At 67.8% G+C, this 16,402-nt stretch carries 18 protein-coding genes and 1 tRNA gene; 13 read left to right on the top strand and 6 right to left on the bottom strand.

The annotated features are described in order from the left end of the window. Positions 1-61: 61 nt before the first annotated feature. Positions 62-739 (top strand): TetR/AcrR family transcriptional regulator, encoded by a 678-nt coding sequence (locus tag AC4ELS_RS27670; protein ID WP_448443123.1) that lies wholly within the window; start codon positions 62-64, stop codon positions 737-739. 140 nt (positions 740-879) lie between these two features. Here the strand turns inward: AC4ELS_RS27670 and AC4ELS_RS27665 are convergent. Continuing rightward, positions 880-965: transfer RNA gene (locus AC4ELS_RS27665), tRNA-Leu, on the bottom strand. 88 nt (positions 966-1,053) lie between these two features. Here AC4ELS_RS27665 and AC4ELS_RS27660 point away from each other — a divergent pair. The 4 genes from AC4ELS_RS27660 to AC4ELS_RS27645 all read left to right on the top strand — a co-directional run bounded on the left by AC4ELS_RS27660 (position 1,054) and on the right by AC4ELS_RS27645 (position 6,067). Next, entirely contained in the window at positions 1,054-2,388 is a 1,335-nt protein-coding gene (locus tag AC4ELS_RS27660) for a M20/M25/M40 family metallo-hydrolase (RefSeq protein WP_064960585.1), read from the top strand. A gap of 49 nt (positions 2,389-2,437) precedes the next feature. Continuing rightward, on the top strand, positions 2,438-2,962 hold the full coding sequence (locus tag AC4ELS_RS27655) for a YbhB/YbcL family Raf kinase inhibitor-like protein (protein ID WP_499050209.1): 525 nt from the start codon (positions 2,438-2,440) through the stop codon (positions 2,960-2,962). Positions 2,963-3,138: 176 nt separating this feature from the next. After that, positions 3,139-4,584, top strand: a complete 1,446-nt coding sequence (locus AC4ELS_RS27650; RefSeq protein ID WP_448443121.1) for an aldehyde dehydrogenase — start codon at positions 3,139-3,141, stop codon at positions 4,582-4,584. A 10-nt stretch (positions 4,585-4,594) separates the two neighbouring features. Continuing rightward, positions 4,595-6,067, top strand: a complete 1,473-nt coding sequence (locus AC4ELS_RS27645; protein ID WP_448443119.1) for an acetyl-CoA acetyltransferase — start codon at positions 4,595-4,597, stop codon at positions 6,065-6,067. Positions 6,068-6,078: 11 nt separating this feature from the next. On the opposite strand, the gene AC4ELS_RS27640 is transcribed toward AC4ELS_RS27645, so the two are convergent. Genes AC4ELS_RS27640 through AC4ELS_RS27630 form a run of 3 tightly spaced genes read right to left on the bottom strand, consistent with a single transcriptional unit; the run spans position 6,079 to position 8,434 of the window. After that, positions 6,079-7,140, bottom strand: a complete 1,062-nt coding sequence (locus AC4ELS_RS27640) for a quinone-dependent dihydroorotate dehydrogenase (RefSeq protein WP_174554315.1) — start codon at positions 7,138-7,140, stop codon at positions 6,079-6,081. Then, positions 7,140-7,409 (bottom strand): DUF5703 family protein, encoded by a 270-nt coding sequence (locus AC4ELS_RS27635; RefSeq protein WP_055114955.1) that lies wholly within the window; start codon positions 7,407-7,409, stop codon positions 7,140-7,142. Before AC4ELS_RS27635 ends, AC4ELS_RS27640 begins: the two co-directional genes overlap by 1 nt. After that, a complete protein-coding gene (locus AC4ELS_RS27630; RefSeq protein ID WP_463791235.1) occupies positions 7,406-8,434 on the bottom strand; it encodes a YncE family protein in 1,029 nt (342 codons plus the stop codon). Before AC4ELS_RS27630 ends, AC4ELS_RS27635 begins: the two co-directional genes overlap by 4 nt. 123 nt (positions 8,435-8,557) lie before the next feature. Here AC4ELS_RS27630 and AC4ELS_RS27625 point away from each other — a divergent pair, with 123 nt between their 5' ends. From AC4ELS_RS27625 to AC4ELS_RS27605, 5 genes are read left to right on the top strand one after another with little or no spacing between them, the layout of a single operon-like run. After that, a complete protein-coding gene (locus tag AC4ELS_RS27625) occupies positions 8,558-8,869 on the top strand; it encodes a hypothetical protein (RefSeq protein ID WP_055114951.1) in 312 nt (103 codons plus the stop codon). 55 nt (positions 8,870-8,924) lie between these two features. After that, positions 8,925-9,755 (top strand): undecaprenyl-diphosphate phosphatase, encoded by an 831-nt coding sequence (locus AC4ELS_RS27620; protein WP_448443514.1) that lies wholly within the window; start codon positions 8,925-8,927, stop codon positions 9,753-9,755. Between the two features lie 54 nt (positions 9,756-9,809). Next, entirely contained in the window at positions 9,810-10,481 is a 672-nt protein-coding gene (locus tag AC4ELS_RS27615) for a histidine phosphatase family protein (RefSeq protein ID WP_064887145.1), read from the top strand. 35 nt (positions 10,482-10,516) lie between these two features. After that, entirely contained in the window at positions 10,517-11,104 is a 588-nt protein-coding gene (locus AC4ELS_RS27610) for an Rv2134c family protein (protein ID WP_448443114.1), read from the top strand. Beyond that, positions 11,088-11,918 carry an Rv2133c family protein gene (locus AC4ELS_RS27605; RefSeq protein WP_499050204.1) on the top strand — a complete coding sequence of 277 codons (831 nt, stop codon included), beginning with the start codon at positions 11,088-11,090 and terminating at the stop codon, positions 11,916-11,918. Before AC4ELS_RS27610 ends, AC4ELS_RS27605 begins: the two co-directional genes overlap by 17 nt. A 7-nt stretch (positions 11,919-11,925) precedes the next feature. Here the strand turns inward: AC4ELS_RS27605 and AC4ELS_RS27600 are convergent, their stop codons facing one another. Next, the gene (locus AC4ELS_RS27600; protein ID WP_064960590.1) at positions 11,926-12,333 is read right to left on the bottom strand and encodes a DUF2628 domain-containing protein; all 408 of its coding nucleotides are present in this window, start codon (positions 12,331-12,333) and stop codon (positions 11,926-11,928) included. A gap of 68 nt (positions 12,334-12,401) precedes the next feature. Between AC4ELS_RS27600 and AC4ELS_RS27595 the strand changes: the two genes are divergently transcribed. The 3 genes from AC4ELS_RS27595 to AC4ELS_RS27585 all read left to right on the top strand — a co-directional run bounded on the left by AC4ELS_RS27595 (position 12,402) and on the right by AC4ELS_RS27585 (position 15,443). Then, positions 12,402-13,163 (top strand): 3'(2'),5'-bisphosphate nucleotidase CysQ, encoded by a 762-nt coding sequence (locus AC4ELS_RS27595; RefSeq protein WP_064887148.1) that lies wholly within the window; start codon positions 12,402-12,404, stop codon positions 13,161-13,163. Positions 13,164-13,287: 124 nt separating this feature from the next. Next, positions 13,288-14,526, top strand: coding sequence for a cysteine--1-D-myo-inosityl 2-amino-2-deoxy-alpha-D-glucopyranoside ligase (gene mshC, locus AC4ELS_RS27590; RefSeq protein WP_448443108.1), 1,239 nt, complete (start codon positions 13,288-13,290; stop codon positions 14,524-14,526). A gap of 38 nt (positions 14,527-14,564) precedes the next feature. Beyond that, positions 14,565-15,443, top strand: a complete 879-nt coding sequence (locus tag AC4ELS_RS27585) for an SDR family oxidoreductase (protein WP_135360695.1) — start codon at positions 14,565-14,567, stop codon at positions 15,441-15,443. 39 nt (positions 15,444-15,482) lie between these two features. Here the strand turns inward: AC4ELS_RS27585 and AC4ELS_RS27580 are convergent, their stop codons facing one another. Continuing rightward, positions 15,483-16,361: a PAC2 family protein gene (locus tag AC4ELS_RS27580; protein WP_064887151.1), complete on the bottom strand. Its 879-nt coding sequence runs from the start codon at positions 16,359-16,361 to the stop codon at positions 15,483-15,485. Positions 16,362-16,402: the final 41 nt, after the last annotated feature.

Genomic DNA, 16,402 nt, shown 5'->3' with positions numbered 1-16,402 from the left:
CGCTCAGTCAATAGGTTCTGACGAAATCCTCAAAACTGATCGACGCTGCTATTCTGAGCCGGTGAGCGCAGTGCAGGATGAGCCGGTCAACCGCCTGGAACGGCGCAAACAGCGCACCCGTGCGGCCCTGATCCAGGCGGCGCAGGCGCTGATCGCCGAGGGCAGACTCAACGTTCCGGTCCTGGAAATCACGCAGGCAGCCGACGTCGGAATGGGTTCGTTCTACAATCACTTCGACAGCAAGGAAGCGCTGTTCGAGGCGGCCGTGGCCGATGTGCTCGACAACCACGGCGCGCTGCTCGATCGACTCACCGAGTCGATCGACGACCCGGCCGAAAAATTTGCCTGCAGCTTTCGGATGACCGGTCGACTGTTTCGGCGCCGCCCGCAGGAGAGTCAGATCCTGCTGGTCAACGGCCTCAGTCTCTTGGGTTCAGACCGCGGTCTGGGCCCACGCGCATTACGGGACATCGCGGCCGGCGTCGCCGCCGGCCGATTCGACGTTGACGATCCCAAATTGGCCCTGGCCGTCGCTGCCGGGGCACTTCTTGGGCTGGGCAAACTCCTGCAACTAGAGCCCGAACGCGACGACGCGGCGGCCGCAGATCGGGTTACCGAAGACGTATTACGACTGTTCGGACTGCCTGCCGAGGAAGCGTGTCAGATCTGTCAGCGGCCGCTTCCTGGCCTCGATGACAGTAGAGAAACTGCTCACCGCGATGGCCGGACCGATCTGTGATTGAGGCCGGGGCGCGAGCGGCGGTGGAATCTGGTGTGGCCGTTGAGGGTTTGACAGCTGTATTGCGCCGTCGTGCTCCGCTCAACGCATTCCATTGGCCATGAAAAGAGGCGAGCGTTCGTCTCGCTCGCCTCACACTGTGTCCGAGGGGGGACTTGAACCCCCACGCCCGTTAATAGGGCACTAGCACCTCAAGCTAGCGCGTCTGCCATTCCGCCACTCGGACTCGACCGACCACTCGGGGTCGGGCGCCTAAGGTTATCGGATTGAGTGCCCTAGACCCAAACCGGCGTCTCGGTGGTACGAATGTGACTGTGACTGTCCCCGCCTCCAGCGCAGACGAGGTGGTCGACCTCGTCAGCAAGCTCATCCGATTCGACACCTCCAACACCGGTGATCCGGCCACCACCAAGCCCGAAGCCGACTGTGCGGAATGGGTCGCCGACCGGCTCCGCGAGGTCGGCTACACGACCGAATACGTCGAGGCCGGGGCGCCCGGCCGCGGCAACGTCTTTGCCCGGTTGCCCGGTGCCGACCGGTCCCGCGGCGCCCTGATGATCCATGGACACCTCGACGTCGTGCCGGCCGAGCCCGCCGACTGGAGCGTGCACCCGTTCTCGGGTGCGGTGAAGGACGGCTATGTCTGGGGCCGCGGTGCGGTCGACATGAAGGACATGGTCGGGATGGCCATCGCGGTGGCCCGGCACTTCAAGCGATCGGGCATCGTCCCGCCCCGCGACCTGGTGTTCGCGTTCGTCTCCGACGAGGAACACGGCGGCACCTACGGCGCCAACTGGCTGGTCGACAACCGGCCCGACCTGTTCGACGGCGTGACCGAGGCGATCGGCGAGGTGGGTGGCTTCTCCTTGACCGTGCCCCGCAAGGACGGCGGGGAGCGTCGGCTCTACCTGATCGAGACCGCCGAAAAGGGCCTGTCCTGGATGCGGCTGACGGCGCGGGGGCGAGCCGGGCACGGCTCGATGGTGCACGACGACAACGCTGTCACTGCCATTGCCGGTGCGGTGGACCGGCTGGGCCGACACCAGTTCCCGCTGGTGCTCAATCCGGCCGTGGAGCAGTTCCTCGCCGCGGTCGCCGAGGAGACCGGCTACGACTTCGACGTCAATTCGCCGGACTTGGACGGCACCATCGCCAAACTCGGTGGCGTGGCCCGGATCGTCTCGGCCACCCTGCGCGACACCGCCAACCCGACCATGCTGAAGGCCGGCTACAAGGCCAACGTCATCCCCGCGTCGGCGGAGGCCGTGATCGACTGCCGGGTGCTGCCGGGCCGCAAGGAGGCGTTCGAGCGCGAGGTCGACGAGTTGATCGGGCCCGATGTCACCCGCAGCTGGGAGCGGGACCTGCCGTCGTACGAGACCACGTTCGACGGTGACCTGGTCGACGCGATGAACGCGGCGATCCTGGCGTTGGACCCCGAAGCGCGCACCGTGCCCTACATGCTGTCGGGCGGAACCGATGCGAAGTCGTTCCAGCGGTTGGGGATTCGCTGCTTCGGGTTCGCACCGCTGCGCCTGCCGCCCGAGCTGGACTTCGCTGCGCTGTTCCACGGCGTCGACGAGCGGGTACCCGTGGACGCACTGCAGTTCGGGGCCGGCGTTCTGGAACACTTTCTGCAGAACTGCTGACCGCACTGCGACATGAGCTGGCTACACGAACTGACTACGAGAGGGAACCATGACCGCATCTCCGTACGACAACCTGCCGAAGCTGAAGACGTTCACCCTGACCTCCGAATCGGTCACCGACGGTCAGCCGCTGGCCAACGACCAGGTCAGCGGGATCATGGGAGCCGGCGGTGCAGACGTGTCGCCGCAGCTGAGCTGGTCGGGCTTCCCGGCGGAGACCAAGAGCTTCGCCGTCACGGTGTACGACCCCGACGCGCCGACCGCCTCGGGCTTCTGGCACTGGGCGGTGGCCGATCTGCCCGCCACGGTCACCGAACTGCCGGCCGGCGCCGGTGACGGCGGCGACCTGCCCGGTGGCGCCGTCACGCTCACCAATGACGCGAGCCTGCGGCGCTACCTCGGTGCGGCACCTCCCGCCGGTCACGGCCCGCACCGCTACTACATCGCGGTCCATGCGCTGCCGGTGGAATCGTTGGAGCTGCCCGAGGGCGCCACCCCGGCCTACCTGGGCTTCAACCTCTTCGGTCAGGCGATCGCCCGTGCCGTCATCCACGGGACCTACGAGCAGAAGTAGCGGTAGGAGCTCACGCTCGGCGCACCGAGCCCACCAACAGATGTCCCGATCGCTCACGCCGGTGTTTCCTTGCTGGTCGTTTACAGCGCGGGCCCGCTCGCGCGAAGGTGGACCCATCACGGCGTCGCCATGACATGGCGATGGGCCGCCTTACTGGAGCGTCGAAGGAGCCCGGCATGACCGTTGTCGATGATGGTGCGCGGGTCTTCATCGGAGGCCGGTTCCAGGCCGCCGCGGTATCCACGCCGGTGCTGGAAGCCGCCACCGGTGCGCGGCTCGGCGACGGCGCCGCCGCCGGCGAGGCCGAGGTCGACGCGGCAGTCGCAGCAGCGCGGGCCGCGCTGCCAGGCTGGGCTTCGACGTCGCCCGCTGACCGGGCGGCCGCCATGGGCCGGCTGGCTGATGAATTGCTGGCCCGGGCATCGTCGACGGATCAGCTGTGCACGCGGGAGAACGGCATGCCGATCCGCTTGTCGCGTGGCGCCAACGGCCTGTTCCCGGCGGGACTACTGCGGTATTACGCCGGGTTGATCGAGAAGACCGCCGCCGAGGAGATTCGGCCCGCCGCGATCGGGCACACCATCGTGCGCCGTGAACCCGTCGGCGTGGTCGGGGCGATCGTGCCGTGGAACTACCCGCAGGCCCTGGCCGCGTTCAAGCTGGCCCCCGCGCTGGCGGCCGGCTGCACCGTTGTGCTCAAGGCTTCCCCGGAAACCGCTTTGGACGCATTGATTTTCGCCGAGGCCGCGCTGGCCGTCGGACTGCCCGCGGGAGTACTCAACGTCATCGCCGGCGGCCCTGACGCGGGCGCCCACCTGGTGTCGCATCCCGGTGTCGACAAGGTGTCGTTCACCGGGTCGACCGCTGTGGGGCGCCTCATCGCGCAGGAGTGCGGCCGGCTGCTGCGGCCGGTCACCCTGGAATTGGGCGGGAAGTCGGCGGCGGTCATCCTCGAGGACGCCGACCTGGATGCCACCATCAAGGGTCTGAAGAACGCGTCGTTCGTCAACAACGGACAGACCTGCCACCTGAATTCGCGGATTCTCGCACCGAGGTCGCGCTACGCCGAGGTGGTCGACGCCCTGGCCGCCCTGACGACCGGGTTGAAAGTGGGTGACCCACTGGACAAGTCGACCGAGGTGGGGCCGCTGGTCAGCTCCCGTCAGCGTGACCGGGTACTGGGTTACATCGAAGCCGGCAAAGCCGACGGCGCGAGGCTCGTCGCCGGCGGTGGGATTCCGGCCGACCAGCCGGACGGCTGGTTCGTGTCACCGACGGTGTTCGCCGACGTCGACAATTCGGCGCGGATCGCCCAGGAGGAGATCTTCGGCCCGGTGCTCGCGGTCATCCCGTACGAGACCGAACAGCAGGCCGTCGAACTGGCCAACGACAGCGAGTACGGGTTGGGCGGAACGGTCTGGTCCGCCGATCCCGAACGCGCCACCGACATCGCCCGTGCGATCCATACCGGCACCGTGGGCATCAACGACTACCAACTGGACATCGCCGCACCGTTCGGCGGCGTCAAGGCCAGCGGGCTGGGCCGAGAGCTCGGCCCGGAGGGATTGGCCGCGTACCAGAGTCTGAAGTCGATCTACCGGGTCGGCCCGGCGGCAGAATAGGAATTCGAAAGTGGCACTTGATCCCAGAACCCCGGTATTGGTCGGCTACGGCCAGGTCAACCAGCACGACGAGAACCCCGACAGCGAGCCGATCGACCTGATGGAGGCCGCCGCCCGGGCTGCCGCCGATACCGCGGTGCTCGGAGCGGTCGACTCCGTACGGGTGGTCAACCTGCTGTCGTTGCGCTACCGGGATCCGGGCCTGCTGCTGGCCCAGCGGATCGGCGCACCCGATGCCGCGACCCGGTACACCCCGGTCGGCGGCAATGTGCCGCAGTCACTGGTCAACCAGGCCTGCCTGGACATCCAGCAGGGCCGCAACGATGTGGTTCTGATCGCCGGTGGCGAAACCTGGCGTACCCGAAGCAGATTGAAGTCCCGCGGTGAGCGGCTGGCCGGAACCGAACAGGACGAGTCGGTGCCGATGGCGCCCAGCGATCCGGAGTTCGAGATGGCCGGGCCGGCCGAGATCCGGATCGGCCTGGTGGCGCCGTCGCACGTCTACCCGATGTTCGAGCAGGCCCTGCGGATCGCGGCGGGGGAGCAGCCTGACGACCACCGCCGCCGGATCGGTGAGCTGTGGTCGCGCTTCAGCCACGTCGCCGAGGGCAATCCGCATGCCTGGAGCCGGGAGGCGGTCCCGGCCGACGAGATCTGGCAGCCGGGTCCGTCGAACCGGATGATCAGCTGGCCCTACACCAAGCTGATGAACTCCAACAACATGGTCGACCAGGGTGCCGTGCTGATCCTCACGTCGGTGGAGAAGGCGACGGAGTTGCAGATCCCCAGGGAGCGTTGGGTTTTCCCATATGCGGGCACGGACGCGCACGACACCGACCTGATCGGGCAGCGGGCGAGTTTCGCCGGGTCGCCGGCGATCCGGGTCGCCGGTCGTCGGGTATTGGAGCTCGCCGGTGTGGGTGTCGACGATCTGGCGGCGGTGGACGTGTACTCGTGCTTCCCGTCGGCGGTCCAGGTGGCTGCCAAGGAACTGGGGCTGCCGCTGGACGATCCGCAGCGTCCGCTGACGGTGACCGGCGGCCTGACCTTCGCCGGCGGACCGTGGAACAACTACGTGTCGCATTCCATCGCCACGATGGCCGAACGGCTGACGGCCGACCCCGGTCAGTTGGGCCTGATCACCGCCAACGGCGGCTACCTGAGCAAGCACAGTTTCGGCATCTACAGCACCGAACCTCCCCAAGAACAATTCCGTTGGGAAGATGTGCAATCCGAGGTCGATGCGGAGCCGACGGTGGTGGCCGAGGACGGCTGGTCGGGCACCGGGACGGTGGAGACCTGGACCACGCCGTTCAACCGGGACGGCGAGCCCGAGAAGGTGTTCGTCGCCGTCCGAACCCCCAGCGGTAGCCGCGCGCTCGCGGTTGTCTCCGATCTGTCCCAGGTCGAGGCCAGCATCCGTGAGGACATCGCGGGCGCCAAGGTCACCGTCAAGCCTGACGGTACTGCCGGTCTGGAGTAGGGCGGCGGGACTCAGCGTGCAGCAGAACCCACGGCGTCGCTCAGCGACGTGAACCCACCGGCGTGCAACCGCTCGGCGACGCCGTCGTGGATCTGCTTGGCCCACAATCCGCCGCCGTAGATGAATCCCGTGTAGCCCTGGAGAAGCGTCGCCCCGGACGTGATCCGCTCCCACGCGTCGTCGGCGGTTTCGATGCCGCCGACGCTGATCAGCACGAGCTTGTCGCCCACCCGCCGGTACAACTGGCGCAGCACCTGCAGCGATCGGTGCGCCACGGGGCGTCCCGAGATTCCGCCGGTGCCGAGGTCGGCGACACCAGGCGTGGCCAGCCCGTCCCGCGAGATGGTGGTGTTGGTGGCGACAATCCCGGCGAGGTCCAATTCGACTGCCAGATCCGCGATTTCGTCGATATCGGCATCGGAGAGGTCGGGGGCGATCTTGACCAACACGGGCTTGTGCGTCTCGGCCTTGACCGCTGCCAGGATCGGGCGCAGCGATTCCACCGCCTGCAGATCCCGCAATCCGGGGGTGTTGGGGGAGCTGACGTTGACGACGACATAGGCGGCCAGTGCGCTCACCAGTCGGGTGCTCTCGGCGTAGTCGGCCACCGCGTCCTCGGGTGGCGTCACCTTGGTCTTGCCGATGTTCACCCCGATCGGCACCTCGGGGGTGTGCCGGGCCAGTCGGATGGCCAACGCCCCGGCGCCCTCGTTGTTGAAGCCCATCCGGTTGAGCAGCGCGTGGTCGTCGGGCAGCCGGAACAGCCGCGGCTCGGGGTTGCCCGGTTGTGGTTGCGCCGTGACGGTGCCGACCTCGGCGTACCCGAAGCCCAGCGCGCCCCACGTCTGCAGGCCACGGCCGTCCTTGTCGAACCCGGCGGCCAGCCCCATCGGGCCGGGGAACCGCACTCCGAACACCGTGCTGGCCAGTACGGGATCGGTGGGCGCCAACCGTCGCTCCAGCGCCCGACGCAGGAAGGCGGGACCGGTGACGGTGCGCAGCAGGGTGAACACCCACAGGTGGATCCGTTCCGGCGGCACCAGGAACAGCGCCCGCCGCAGGGCCGCGTAGATCACAGCGAAGGCGCCTGGGGTGTGCCCGGCATGGATGACGCGGATTTCTTGCGGCGCAACAGCACCCGTCGGCTCCCATCTGTGTAGGCCCGCACCCGGGTCAGTTCCCAGCCGCGGTACTCAGCCTCGATCGACAAGCGGATCGAGGCGCTGATCCTCGTGACGTCCGGCGGTAGCCGCAGCGGAATCCAGTCGTATTCCTCGGAATGGTCCTCGGCGACGACCTTGTCCCATCCCGGGGGCATGCGACCCTGCTGGATGGTGGTCATGGGTGACCCGACGCGCTACCGATCACCTGAACCCCGGCTCCGGACCCCGACACCACGTAGAGGGTGTCGGTCCTGTCGTCGTAGGCCAGGGAGTTCGGTTGCTGCACGGTTCGATAACGCACCTTTTCCACCGGTATGCCGGTGGAGAGATCGTAACCAATCACGTTATTGGTCGCCGTTTGCGACACCCAGGCCAGCTTGTCGGATCCGGCCAGGCCGTAGGGGGCGGCGGGCACCGGGTAACGCTGCCGCATGATCAACGGGTCGGCGCCGAACACCAGTAGCTCGTCGCCGCGGGTGTCGGCGACGAGGACCCGGCCGCGCGCGTCGGCGGCCAGCGTGGTGGCGCCTTCGCCGGCCCGCAGTGCCTGCGCGGCCTTGGTCCCGCTGGGGTTGACGGCCGTCACCGAGGTCTGGCCGCGGTCCAGAACCACCGCGGTGTTTCCTTGTGTGACAAGCGAATCGACCCGTGCGAAGATCTTGAGCTGGGCAGCCACTGCGTGGTCGCTGCCCAATGTGTAGACCGCTCCGTCTGCGCTGCCCAGCACCGGATTGCCGTCGGCGCGCAGTGCGATCGCCGTGAAGTCGACGCCCTGTGCGCCGTCCACGTCGATTTTGCTGGCCTTGGCATCGGCCAGGTCGACCCGGAAGTACCCGCCACGGGTGGACGCCAGGACATCACCCTTGCCGTCGACGCTGAGCGCGGTGGCCGCGGGCATCAGCGTCACCTCGCGCGATGCCCGGCCGGTGGCCAACAGACTCAGCGTCGACTGACCTTCGGAGGCGGGGGACAGAACGGCCAGTGTGCCGGTTGCTGGGTCGAATACCGCACTCACAGCATGTCCGCGTAATTGTCGGATCTGGCCGTCCGGCGCGGCGGTGACAGGAGGCGAAACCGCAGCCTGAGCGGGCTCGATGGTGGGCGGCGGGGTGTCGGCGGGGTTGGACGTGCAGCCCGCGGTGAGCAGCAGGGCCAGCGCAACGAGGCCGGCGCGAACTGGCTGACCTGCAAGAATTGGGCGCAACGGAGGGCTCTCGGTCGGAATCGGATGGTCGGTGACGTGCAGGAATCCAGTCTAGGCATGGCGCTGGATCTGAAATGGTCGCGTCTGCAACCATCGCGGCATAAGTAGAGGTATGGTTCGATCATGACCCTCGCCGCAGACCGGGAACTGGGTAACCGAGAGTTTGCTATGGAGGATATTTCCACTGGTGTACACGCCAGTGGGTTTGGCCAAGTTGGCGATGGCCGGAGTTTTTCTTTCCACATCGAACGTCAGCAACTCGTGATCGAGGTCTACCGTCCGCGGCTGTCCGGCCCCGTTCCGGTCGAGGACGATGTGGTGGCCATGGCCACCCGCAAACTGACCGATATCGACCTGTCTGACGAACGCAGCCTCTCGGCAACCGTCCGAGACGCGGTAGCCGACGCGCAACGGGTTTCGCGCGCCACTCGCTGACGCATCGCACTGCCCGCGTCACGGTACGGTCGTCGGCGTGACTGACGTCGGTGCCATGTCCTGGCTGCAAGTGGTTGTGTTGTCGATTGTCCAGGGGCTCACCGAGTTTCTGCCGGTCTCGTCCTCGGGGCACCTCGCGATCACCTCGCGGGTGTTCTTCGACGACGACGCGGGCGCGTCGTTCACGGCGGTCACCCAGCTGGGCACCGAGCTCGCGGTGCTGGTGTACTTCGCCCGGGATATCGGCCGGATCATCAAGGCCTGGTTCGCGGGGCTGCTCGATGCGGCATACCGGTCCTCCGACTACTGGCTGGGCTGGTGGGTGATCATCGGCAGCATTCCGATCGGAGTGTTCGGCCTGCTGTTCAAGGATGAAATCCGTACCGGCGCACGGAATCTGTGGCTGGTGGCGTCGGCGCTGATCGTGTTCTCGGCGGTGATCGCCGCGGCCGAGTACTACGGCAGGCAGGTTCGCCGCGTCGAGCAGCTGACCTGGCGCGACAGCATCATTGTCGGCCTGGCCCAGTGCCTGGCCCTGGTGCCGGGGGTCTCCCGCTCGGGCGCGACCATCAGCGCCGGGCTCTTCCTCGGCATGGAGCGCGAGCTGGCTGCCCGGTTCGGCTTCCTGCTCGCGATCCCCGCGGTGTTCGCCTCCGGCATCTTCTCGCTGCCCGATGCCTTCCACCCGGCCGGAGACGGAATGAGCGCCAGCGGCGCCCAGCTACTGGTGGCCACCGTGATCGCGTTCGTCGTCGGCTTCGCGGCGATCGCCTGGTTCCTGAAATTCCTGGTGTCGCACAGCATGTACTGGTTCGTCGGCTACCGGGTGGTGCTGGGTGTGGTGGTGCTGGCCCTGCTGGGCACCGGGGTGGTCGCAGCGCAGTGATCCCGACCGTGCAAGCTGAACTGTGACCGACGAGCGCTGGCGCAAGGAGCCGATATGACCGTGATCCTGCTGAGGCACGGCCGCTCGACCTCGAACACCGCGCACACCCTGGCGGGCCGGAGCGAGGGCGTCGACCTCGACGAGCGCGGTACCGAACAGGCCGCCGGCCTCGTCGCGCGCATCGGGGAGCTGCCGGTGACCGCGATCGTGCACTCTCCGCTGCTGCGTTGCGTGCGCACCGTTGCGCCGCTGGCTGAGGCGCTGTCCCTGGAGCCGGTCGTCGACGAACGGCTGACCGAGGTGGACTACGGCAGCTGGACCGGGCGCGCCATCGGCGAACTGGTGAAGGAACCCCTGTGGTCAGTGGTCCAGCAGCAGCCCAGCGCGGCGGTGTTCCCCGAGGGTGAGGGGCTGGCCCAGGTTCAGGCCCGGGCGGTCGCCGCGGTACGCGAACGTGACCGCGCCTTGGCCGAGGAACACGGTGCCGACGTGCTGTGGCTGGCCTGCACGCACGGCGACGTGATCAAGGCGGTGCTTGCCGACGCGTTGGGTGTGCACCTGGACGGGTTCCAGCGCATCACCGCCGATCCGGCATCGATGAGCGTGATCCGCTACACCGAACTGCGCCCATTCGTGATGCACATCAACCACACCGGGACGCAATTGAGCGCCGGCCTTGCCGCCAAACCCGCCACCGACGCCGTGGTGGGTGGGTCCACCAACTGACCCGCGGTACCGATACCGGTATTTTGGAAGGTGCCATGGCCCGCGCAATTCACGTCTTCCGCACTCCCGACCGTTTCGTGGCCGGGACCGTCGGCCAACCCGGTAACCGAACTTTCTACCTGCAAGCTGTCCACGACAAACGGGTGATCTCGGTGATCTTGGAGAAGCAGCAGGTCGCGGTGCTGGCCGAACGCATCGCCGCCCTGTTGACCGAGATCAACCGCCGCTTCGGCACACCGATCCCGCCCGACACCGGTGAAGTCAGCGATCTGCTGCCCTTGGTCACGCCGGTCGACGCCGAGTTCCGGGTCGGCACGATGGGGCTGGGCTGGGATTCGGAAGCACAGACCGTGGTGGTCGAGCTGCTGGCGGTCTCTGAAGGCGAGTTCGATGCCTCGGTGGTCCTCGACGACGCGGAGGACGGTCCCGACGCGGTGCGGGTGTTCCTCAGCCCGGAGTCGGCCCGGGAGTTCGCCACCCGATCCAATCGGGTGATCTCGGCCGGACGCCCGCCCTGCCCGCTGTGCGATGAGCCACTGGATCCCGACGGCCACATCTGTGTGCGTACCAACGGCTATCGGCGCGGTGAGGTGGCCGGGTCCGACGATGACGCAGATTCCTAGCCCCGATCCCGACCCCAACGACGACGCGGTCCTGGCCGACGGTGAGTTGACGGTGATCGGCCGCATCCGGTCGGCCAGCAACGCCACCTTCCTGTGTGAGGCCAACCTGGGTACGCGGCAGGTGCACTGCGTGTACAAGCCGATCCGGGGTGAGGCGCCGCTCTGGGATTTCCCCGATGGCACCTTGGCCGGCCGTGAGCTGGGCGCCTACCTGGTATCGGCCGCATTGGGTTGGAATGTCGTTCCCCGCACCATTATTCGTGACGGGCCGGCCGGTCCGGGCATGCTGCAGCTGTGGGTGGACCAGCCAGGTGATCAGGTGGGGGACGAGCCGGATTCTGGCCCGGACCTGGTGGACCTGCTCCCGGCCGGACACCTGCCGCCGGGCTTCCTGCCGATCCTGCAGGCCTACGACTACGCCGGCGACGAGGTGACGCTGGTGCACGCGGACGATCCGCGACTGTTCCGGATGGCCGTGTTCGACGTGCTGATCAACAACGCCGACCGTAAGGGCGGGCACATCCTGGCCGGTCTCGACGGCGCGGTCTACGGCGTCGACCACGGGGTGAGCCTGCACGTCGAGGACAAGCTGCGGACCGTGCTGTGGGGCTGGGCCGGCAAGCCCGTCGACGACGAGATTCTGGCCGACGTCACCGCGCTGCGTGACGGGTTCGGCGACCTGGCAGCGCAGTTGTGCGCACACATCACCGACGCCGAGACTGCCGCACTGCGGTCCAGAATCGTTGGGCTACTGCGCAATCCGGTCATGCCGACACCGGATCGGCATCGCCCGATCCCGTGGCCGGCGTTCTAGCGCGCCGCTAGCGGGCGCGCCCGAACCCTTCGAACGGATTCCAGGACTGACTGCCGCGCACGACGTGCAGGTAGTAGGCGTAGTTCGCGGTGGACATCGCCAATGCCCCGACGCCGATGCTGATGGCCCGGCCGATCGAGTCGCTGACGTCGAGCACAATCAGCACCGCCGCCACTGCGATGGTCAAAGCCAGCAGCGCCAATCCCTTGCGCCACATGCCTTTGACGAAGAAGTAGATCGGCCCGAACAGAAACGCCAGGATGTTCGACGTGAGCCGCAGCTTGGCCATGAAGCTGAGGTTGCGGTACGCGGCCTTCGCCTCGGGGCTGGAGCTCGGCAGGCCGTAGGTGTGGAAGAAGTCGAACTTCCAACGCCACGAGTCGGACAGGTTATCGACGGGGGTCTGCTCGGTCATCGCCCGACCTTAACGGCACAACCGGCCCCGCCAGCACATCAACCGGGCGTGCCACCGATACTGGTCCGATGCACTCGACCGATGCCGACCTGGCTGCCGCAGTGGCCAAGGAGGCCGGTGAGTTGTTGCTGGCCGTGCGTGAAGAGATCGGTTTCTACGACCCGTACTACCTCGGTGACGAGGGGGACCGGCGCTCCAACGCCTTGATCCTGGACCGGCTGGCCCAGGCCCGTCCCGGCGATTCCGTGCTCAGCGAGGAGGCGGTCGACGACCTGTCCCGCGTCGACGCCGACCGGGTCTGGATCGTCGACCCCGTCGACGGCACGCATGAGTTCTCCCTGCCCGGCCGCGAGGACTGGGCGGTGCACATCGCCCTGTGGCAGCGCTCCGTCGGCGTCGACGGAGGTCTGTCGGACGCTGTGGTGGCCCTGCCCGCCCGCGGTGAGGTGTACCGCAGTGACACGGTCAGTCCGCCCCGCCCGCGCCGTGACGGTCCGCTGTTGATCACCGCGAGCTCGAACCGGCCCCCGGCGGTGCTGTGGCGGATGCGCGAACAGCTCGACTTCCGGATGGTGCGCATCGGCTCGGCGGGGGCGAAGGCCATGGCGGTGGTGCGTGGTGACGTCGACGCCTACATCCACGCCGGCGGGCAGTGGGAGTGGGATTCGGCCGCGCCTGCGGGCGTGGTGCTGGCCGCGGGCCTGCATGCCTCGCGCCTCGACGGCTCGGAGCTGCGCTACAACCGCGCCGACCCGTACCTGCCGGATTTCGTGATGTGCCGCAAAGAGCTGGCACCGATCCTGTTGGAAGCGATCGGGATGGCCCGATGAGAAATGCGCACAACGATGCGGGAGATGCGGGAATGAAACTTCCCGCGGCGTTGTCTGACTTGCTGAACTGTGCGGGACCGACCGGTAGGAGGCCGTCCTGAGCGAGCACCTTAGAGTCGAAGCCATGCAATCGTGGTCGGCACCGTCAATTCCGGTGCTGGAAGGGCGTGGTCCGCAACTGCGGCTGTACGACAGCGCCGATCGGCAGGTACGGCCCGTCACGCCGGGACCGACGGCCACCATGTACGTGTGCGGCATCACCCCCTATGACGCCACCCATCTGGGCCACGCGGCGACCTACCTGACCTTCGACCTGGTGCACCGGCTGTGGTTGGACGCCGGGCACACCGTGCACTACGTGCAGAACGTCACCGATGTGGACGATCCGCTGTTCGAGCGGGCCGATCGCGACGGTATCGACTGGCGTGACCTCGGTGACCGCGAAACCCAGCTCTTCCGCGAGGACATGACGGCACTGCGCGTGCTGCCCCCGCACGACTACGTGGCCGCCACCGAGACCATCTCCGAGGTGGTGGAGCTGGTGGAGAAGATGCTGGCCTCCGGCGCGGCCTACGTCGTCGACGACGCCCAGTACCCCGACGTGTACTACCGCGCCGATGCCACCACGCAGTTCGGCTACGAGTCGGGCTACGACCGCGAGACCATGTTGCGGCTGTTCGGCGAGCGGGGCGGCGATCCCGGCCGCCCGGGCAAGAGCGATGAGCTCGACGCCCTGCTGTGGCGTGCCGAACGGCCCGGTGAGCCCAGCTGGCCGTCACCGTTCGGGGCGGGCCGGCCGGGCTGGCACGTGGAGTGCTCGGCGATCGCGCTCACCCGCATCGGCTCCGGGCTGGACATCCAGGGTGGCGGCAGCGACCTGATCTTCCCGCACCACGAGTTCTCCGCCGCACACGCCGAATCCGTCACGGGGGAGCGGAGGTTCGCCCGCCACTACGTGCACGCCGGCATGATCGGCTGGGACGGGCACAAGATGAGCAAGAGTCGCGGCAACCTGGTGCTGGTGTCCCGGCTGCGTGCGCAGGGAGTGGACCCTTCGGCGATCCGGCTCGGGCTGTTCGCCGGCCATTACCGCAGTGACCGGTTCTGGAGCGACGCCGTGCTCGACGAGGCCAACGCCCGACTGAAGCAGTGGCGCACGGCCACGGCCCTGCCCGCCGGTCCGGATGCCACCGACGTGGTGGCCCGGGTGCGCCAGTATCTCGCCGACGATCTGGACACCCCGAAAGCGCTTGCCGCACTGGATGGTTGGTGTACCGATGCGCTGGCCTACGGCGGACATGACACCGCTGCGCCACGACAGGTCGCCGCCACCGTGGATGCGCTGCTGGGCGTCGAGCTCTAGGCCTCGTCGCGCGCGCCCCGGTGGGGTACGTTGCGGCAATGGGTTCTGTGAACGGGAAAGTCGTCTTCATCACCGGCGGTGCGCGCGGCATCGGCGCCGAGGTGGCCCGCCGGCTGCGGCGCCGGGGCGCCAAGTTGGTGCTCACCGACCTCGATGAGGCGCCGTTGAGCGCACTGGCCGCCGAGCTCGGCGAGGAGCATGTGCTGACCGCGTTGGCCGACGTGCGTGACCTGGCCGCCATGCAGAAGGCCGCCGATGCCGCCGTCGAGCGGTTCGGCGGCATCGACATCGTGATGGCCAACGCCGGCATCGCCAGCTTCGGTTCGGTCATGCAGGTCGATCCCGAGGCGTTCAAACGGGTCATCGACATCAACGTGACGGGTGTGTTCAACACCGTGCGGGCCACGCTGCCGTCGGTCGTCAAGCGCCGCGGGTATGTGCTGGTGGTGTCCTCCCTCGCGGCCTTCACCTCGGCCCCCGGCCTGGCCGCGTATCACGCTTCCAAGGCCGGTGCCGAGTACTTCGCCAACACGTTGCGTCTCGAGGTGGCCCACCTCGGCGTCGACGTCGGCTCGGCACACATGAGCTGGATCGACACCCCGCTGGTGCAGGACGCCAAGTCGGACCTGTCGGCCTTCCGGGAGATGCTCTCCAAGCTGCCGCCGCCCCTGAACCGGACGACCACCGTCGACGCCTGCGGCGCCGCCTTCGTCAAGGGCATCGAGGGCCGCAAGAAGCGGATCTACAGCCCGGAATGGGTCGGGGCGTTCCGGTGGATCCGGCCGTTCGTCACCACGCCACTGGCCGAGCGCGACATCCGCAAGTTCACCCCGACGCTGCTGCCGAAACTCGACGCCGAGGCCGCCGCACTCGGCCGCTCGACCAGCGCCCGTATCGAGGCCCTGGAAGACAAGTAACGCTCACGGCTCAGTGGCCGGTTGTGACACGCTGCCTGGTCAGCGCCCCCGGCGTCGCAGGTAGCGCTCGAACTCGGCCGCCAGCGCGTCGCCGTCGATCTTGCCGAGCGCCTCGTTCATGTCGACCTCGGCGTCGCCGCGCTGCTCCAGGGAGGCGACATATTCGGCGATCTCCTCGTCCTCGGCGGTCATCTCGGTGACGGCCTGCTCCCACTCCTCGGCGGCGGCGGGCAGATCGGCCAACGGCACCTCGACGTCCAGCACGTCCTCGACCCGGTGCAGCAGCGCCACCGTGGCCTTGGGACTGGGCGGCTGCGACACGTAGTGCGGAACCGCGGCCCAGAAGGTCACGGCCGGGATTCCGGCCTGCACGCAGGCGTCCTGGAACACTCCGGCGATCCCGGTCGGGCCTTCGTAACGGGTCTCTTCCAGGCCGAAGAATTTCGCCGACTCGGCCGAATACGCCGAACCCGACACCGGCACCGGCCTGGTGTGCGGGGTGTCGGCGAGCAGCGCGCCCAGGATCACCACGGTCTGCACGTTGAGTTTGTCGGCGATGGCCAGCAACTCGGCACAGAAGGTGCGCCAGCGCATGTTGGGCTCGACGCCGTGCATCAACACCACGTCACGGTTGCTGCCGGGCGGACGGCAGTGCGAGATCCGCATGGACGGCCACACCAGTTCCCGGGTGACGCCGTCGACCTGGCGGATCACCGGACGGTTCACCTGATAGTCGTAGTACGACTCGTCGTCGATCTCGACGATCGGTTGGGCTTCCCAGATCGCATCCAGGTGGTCCAGCGCGTCACTGGCCGCGTCGCCGGCGTCATTCCAGCCCTCGAAAGCCGCCACGACGGTGGCGTCCTTCAATTCGGGCAGGTTCATACGCCGGCCGGCGTTCGGATACGACGGTGTCACACCTTCAGCCTAAGCCTTGGACGGTGCCGATGAGCCCGTTG

The sequence above is a fragment of the Mycobacterium shunyiense genome, from assembly GCF_058270035.1.
Note: the sequence above shows the minus strand (reverse complement) of the source record. Positions and strands in the feature narration are given on the sequence as shown.

Excerpts from the sequence above, each read along its gene's own strand:
- AC4ELS_RS27655 (WP_499050209.1), top strand. The coding sequence starts at position 2,438 with ATGACCGCATCTCCGTACGACAACCTGCCGAAGCTGAAGACGTTCACC.
- AC4ELS_RS27650 (WP_448443121.1), top strand. The coding sequence starts at position 3,139 with ATGACCGTTGTCGATGATGGTGCGCGGGTCTTCATCGGAGGCCGGTTC.
- AC4ELS_RS27635 (WP_055114955.1), bottom strand. The coding sequence starts at position 7,409 with ATGACCACCATCCAGCAGGGTCGCATGCCCCCGGGATGGGACAAGGTC.
- AC4ELS_RS27625 (WP_055114951.1), top strand. The coding sequence starts at position 8,558 with ATGACCCTCGCCGCAGACCGGGAACTGGGTAACCGAGAGTTTGCTATG.
- AC4ELS_RS27620 (WP_448443514.1), top strand. The coding sequence starts at position 8,925 with ATGTCCTGGCTGCAAGTGGTTGTGTTGTCGATTGTCCAGGGGCTCACC.
- AC4ELS_RS27615 (WP_064887145.1), top strand. The coding sequence starts at position 9,810 with ATGACCGTGATCCTGCTGAGGCACGGCCGCTCGACCTCGAACACCGCG.
- AC4ELS_RS27610 (WP_448443114.1), top strand. The coding sequence starts at position 10,517 with ATGGCCCGCGCAATTCACGTCTTCCGCACTCCCGACCGTTTCGTGGCC.
- AC4ELS_RS27605 (WP_499050204.1), top strand. The coding sequence starts at position 11,088 with ATGACGCAGATTCCTAGCCCCGATCCCGACCCCAACGACGACGCGGTC.
- AC4ELS_RS27600 (WP_064960590.1), bottom strand. The coding sequence starts at position 12,333 with ATGACCGAGCAGACCCCCGTCGATAACCTGTCCGACTCGTGGCGTTGG.
- AC4ELS_RS27595 (WP_064887148.1), top strand. The coding sequence starts at position 12,402 with ATGCACTCGACCGATGCCGACCTGGCTGCCGCAGTGGCCAAGGAGGCC.
- mshC (WP_448443108.1), top strand. The coding sequence starts at position 13,288 with ATGCAATCGTGGTCGGCACCGTCAATTCCGGTGCTGGAAGGGCGTGGT.
- AC4ELS_RS27585 (WP_135360695.1), top strand. The coding sequence starts at position 14,565 with ATGGGTTCTGTGAACGGGAAAGTCGTCTTCATCACCGGCGGTGCGCGC.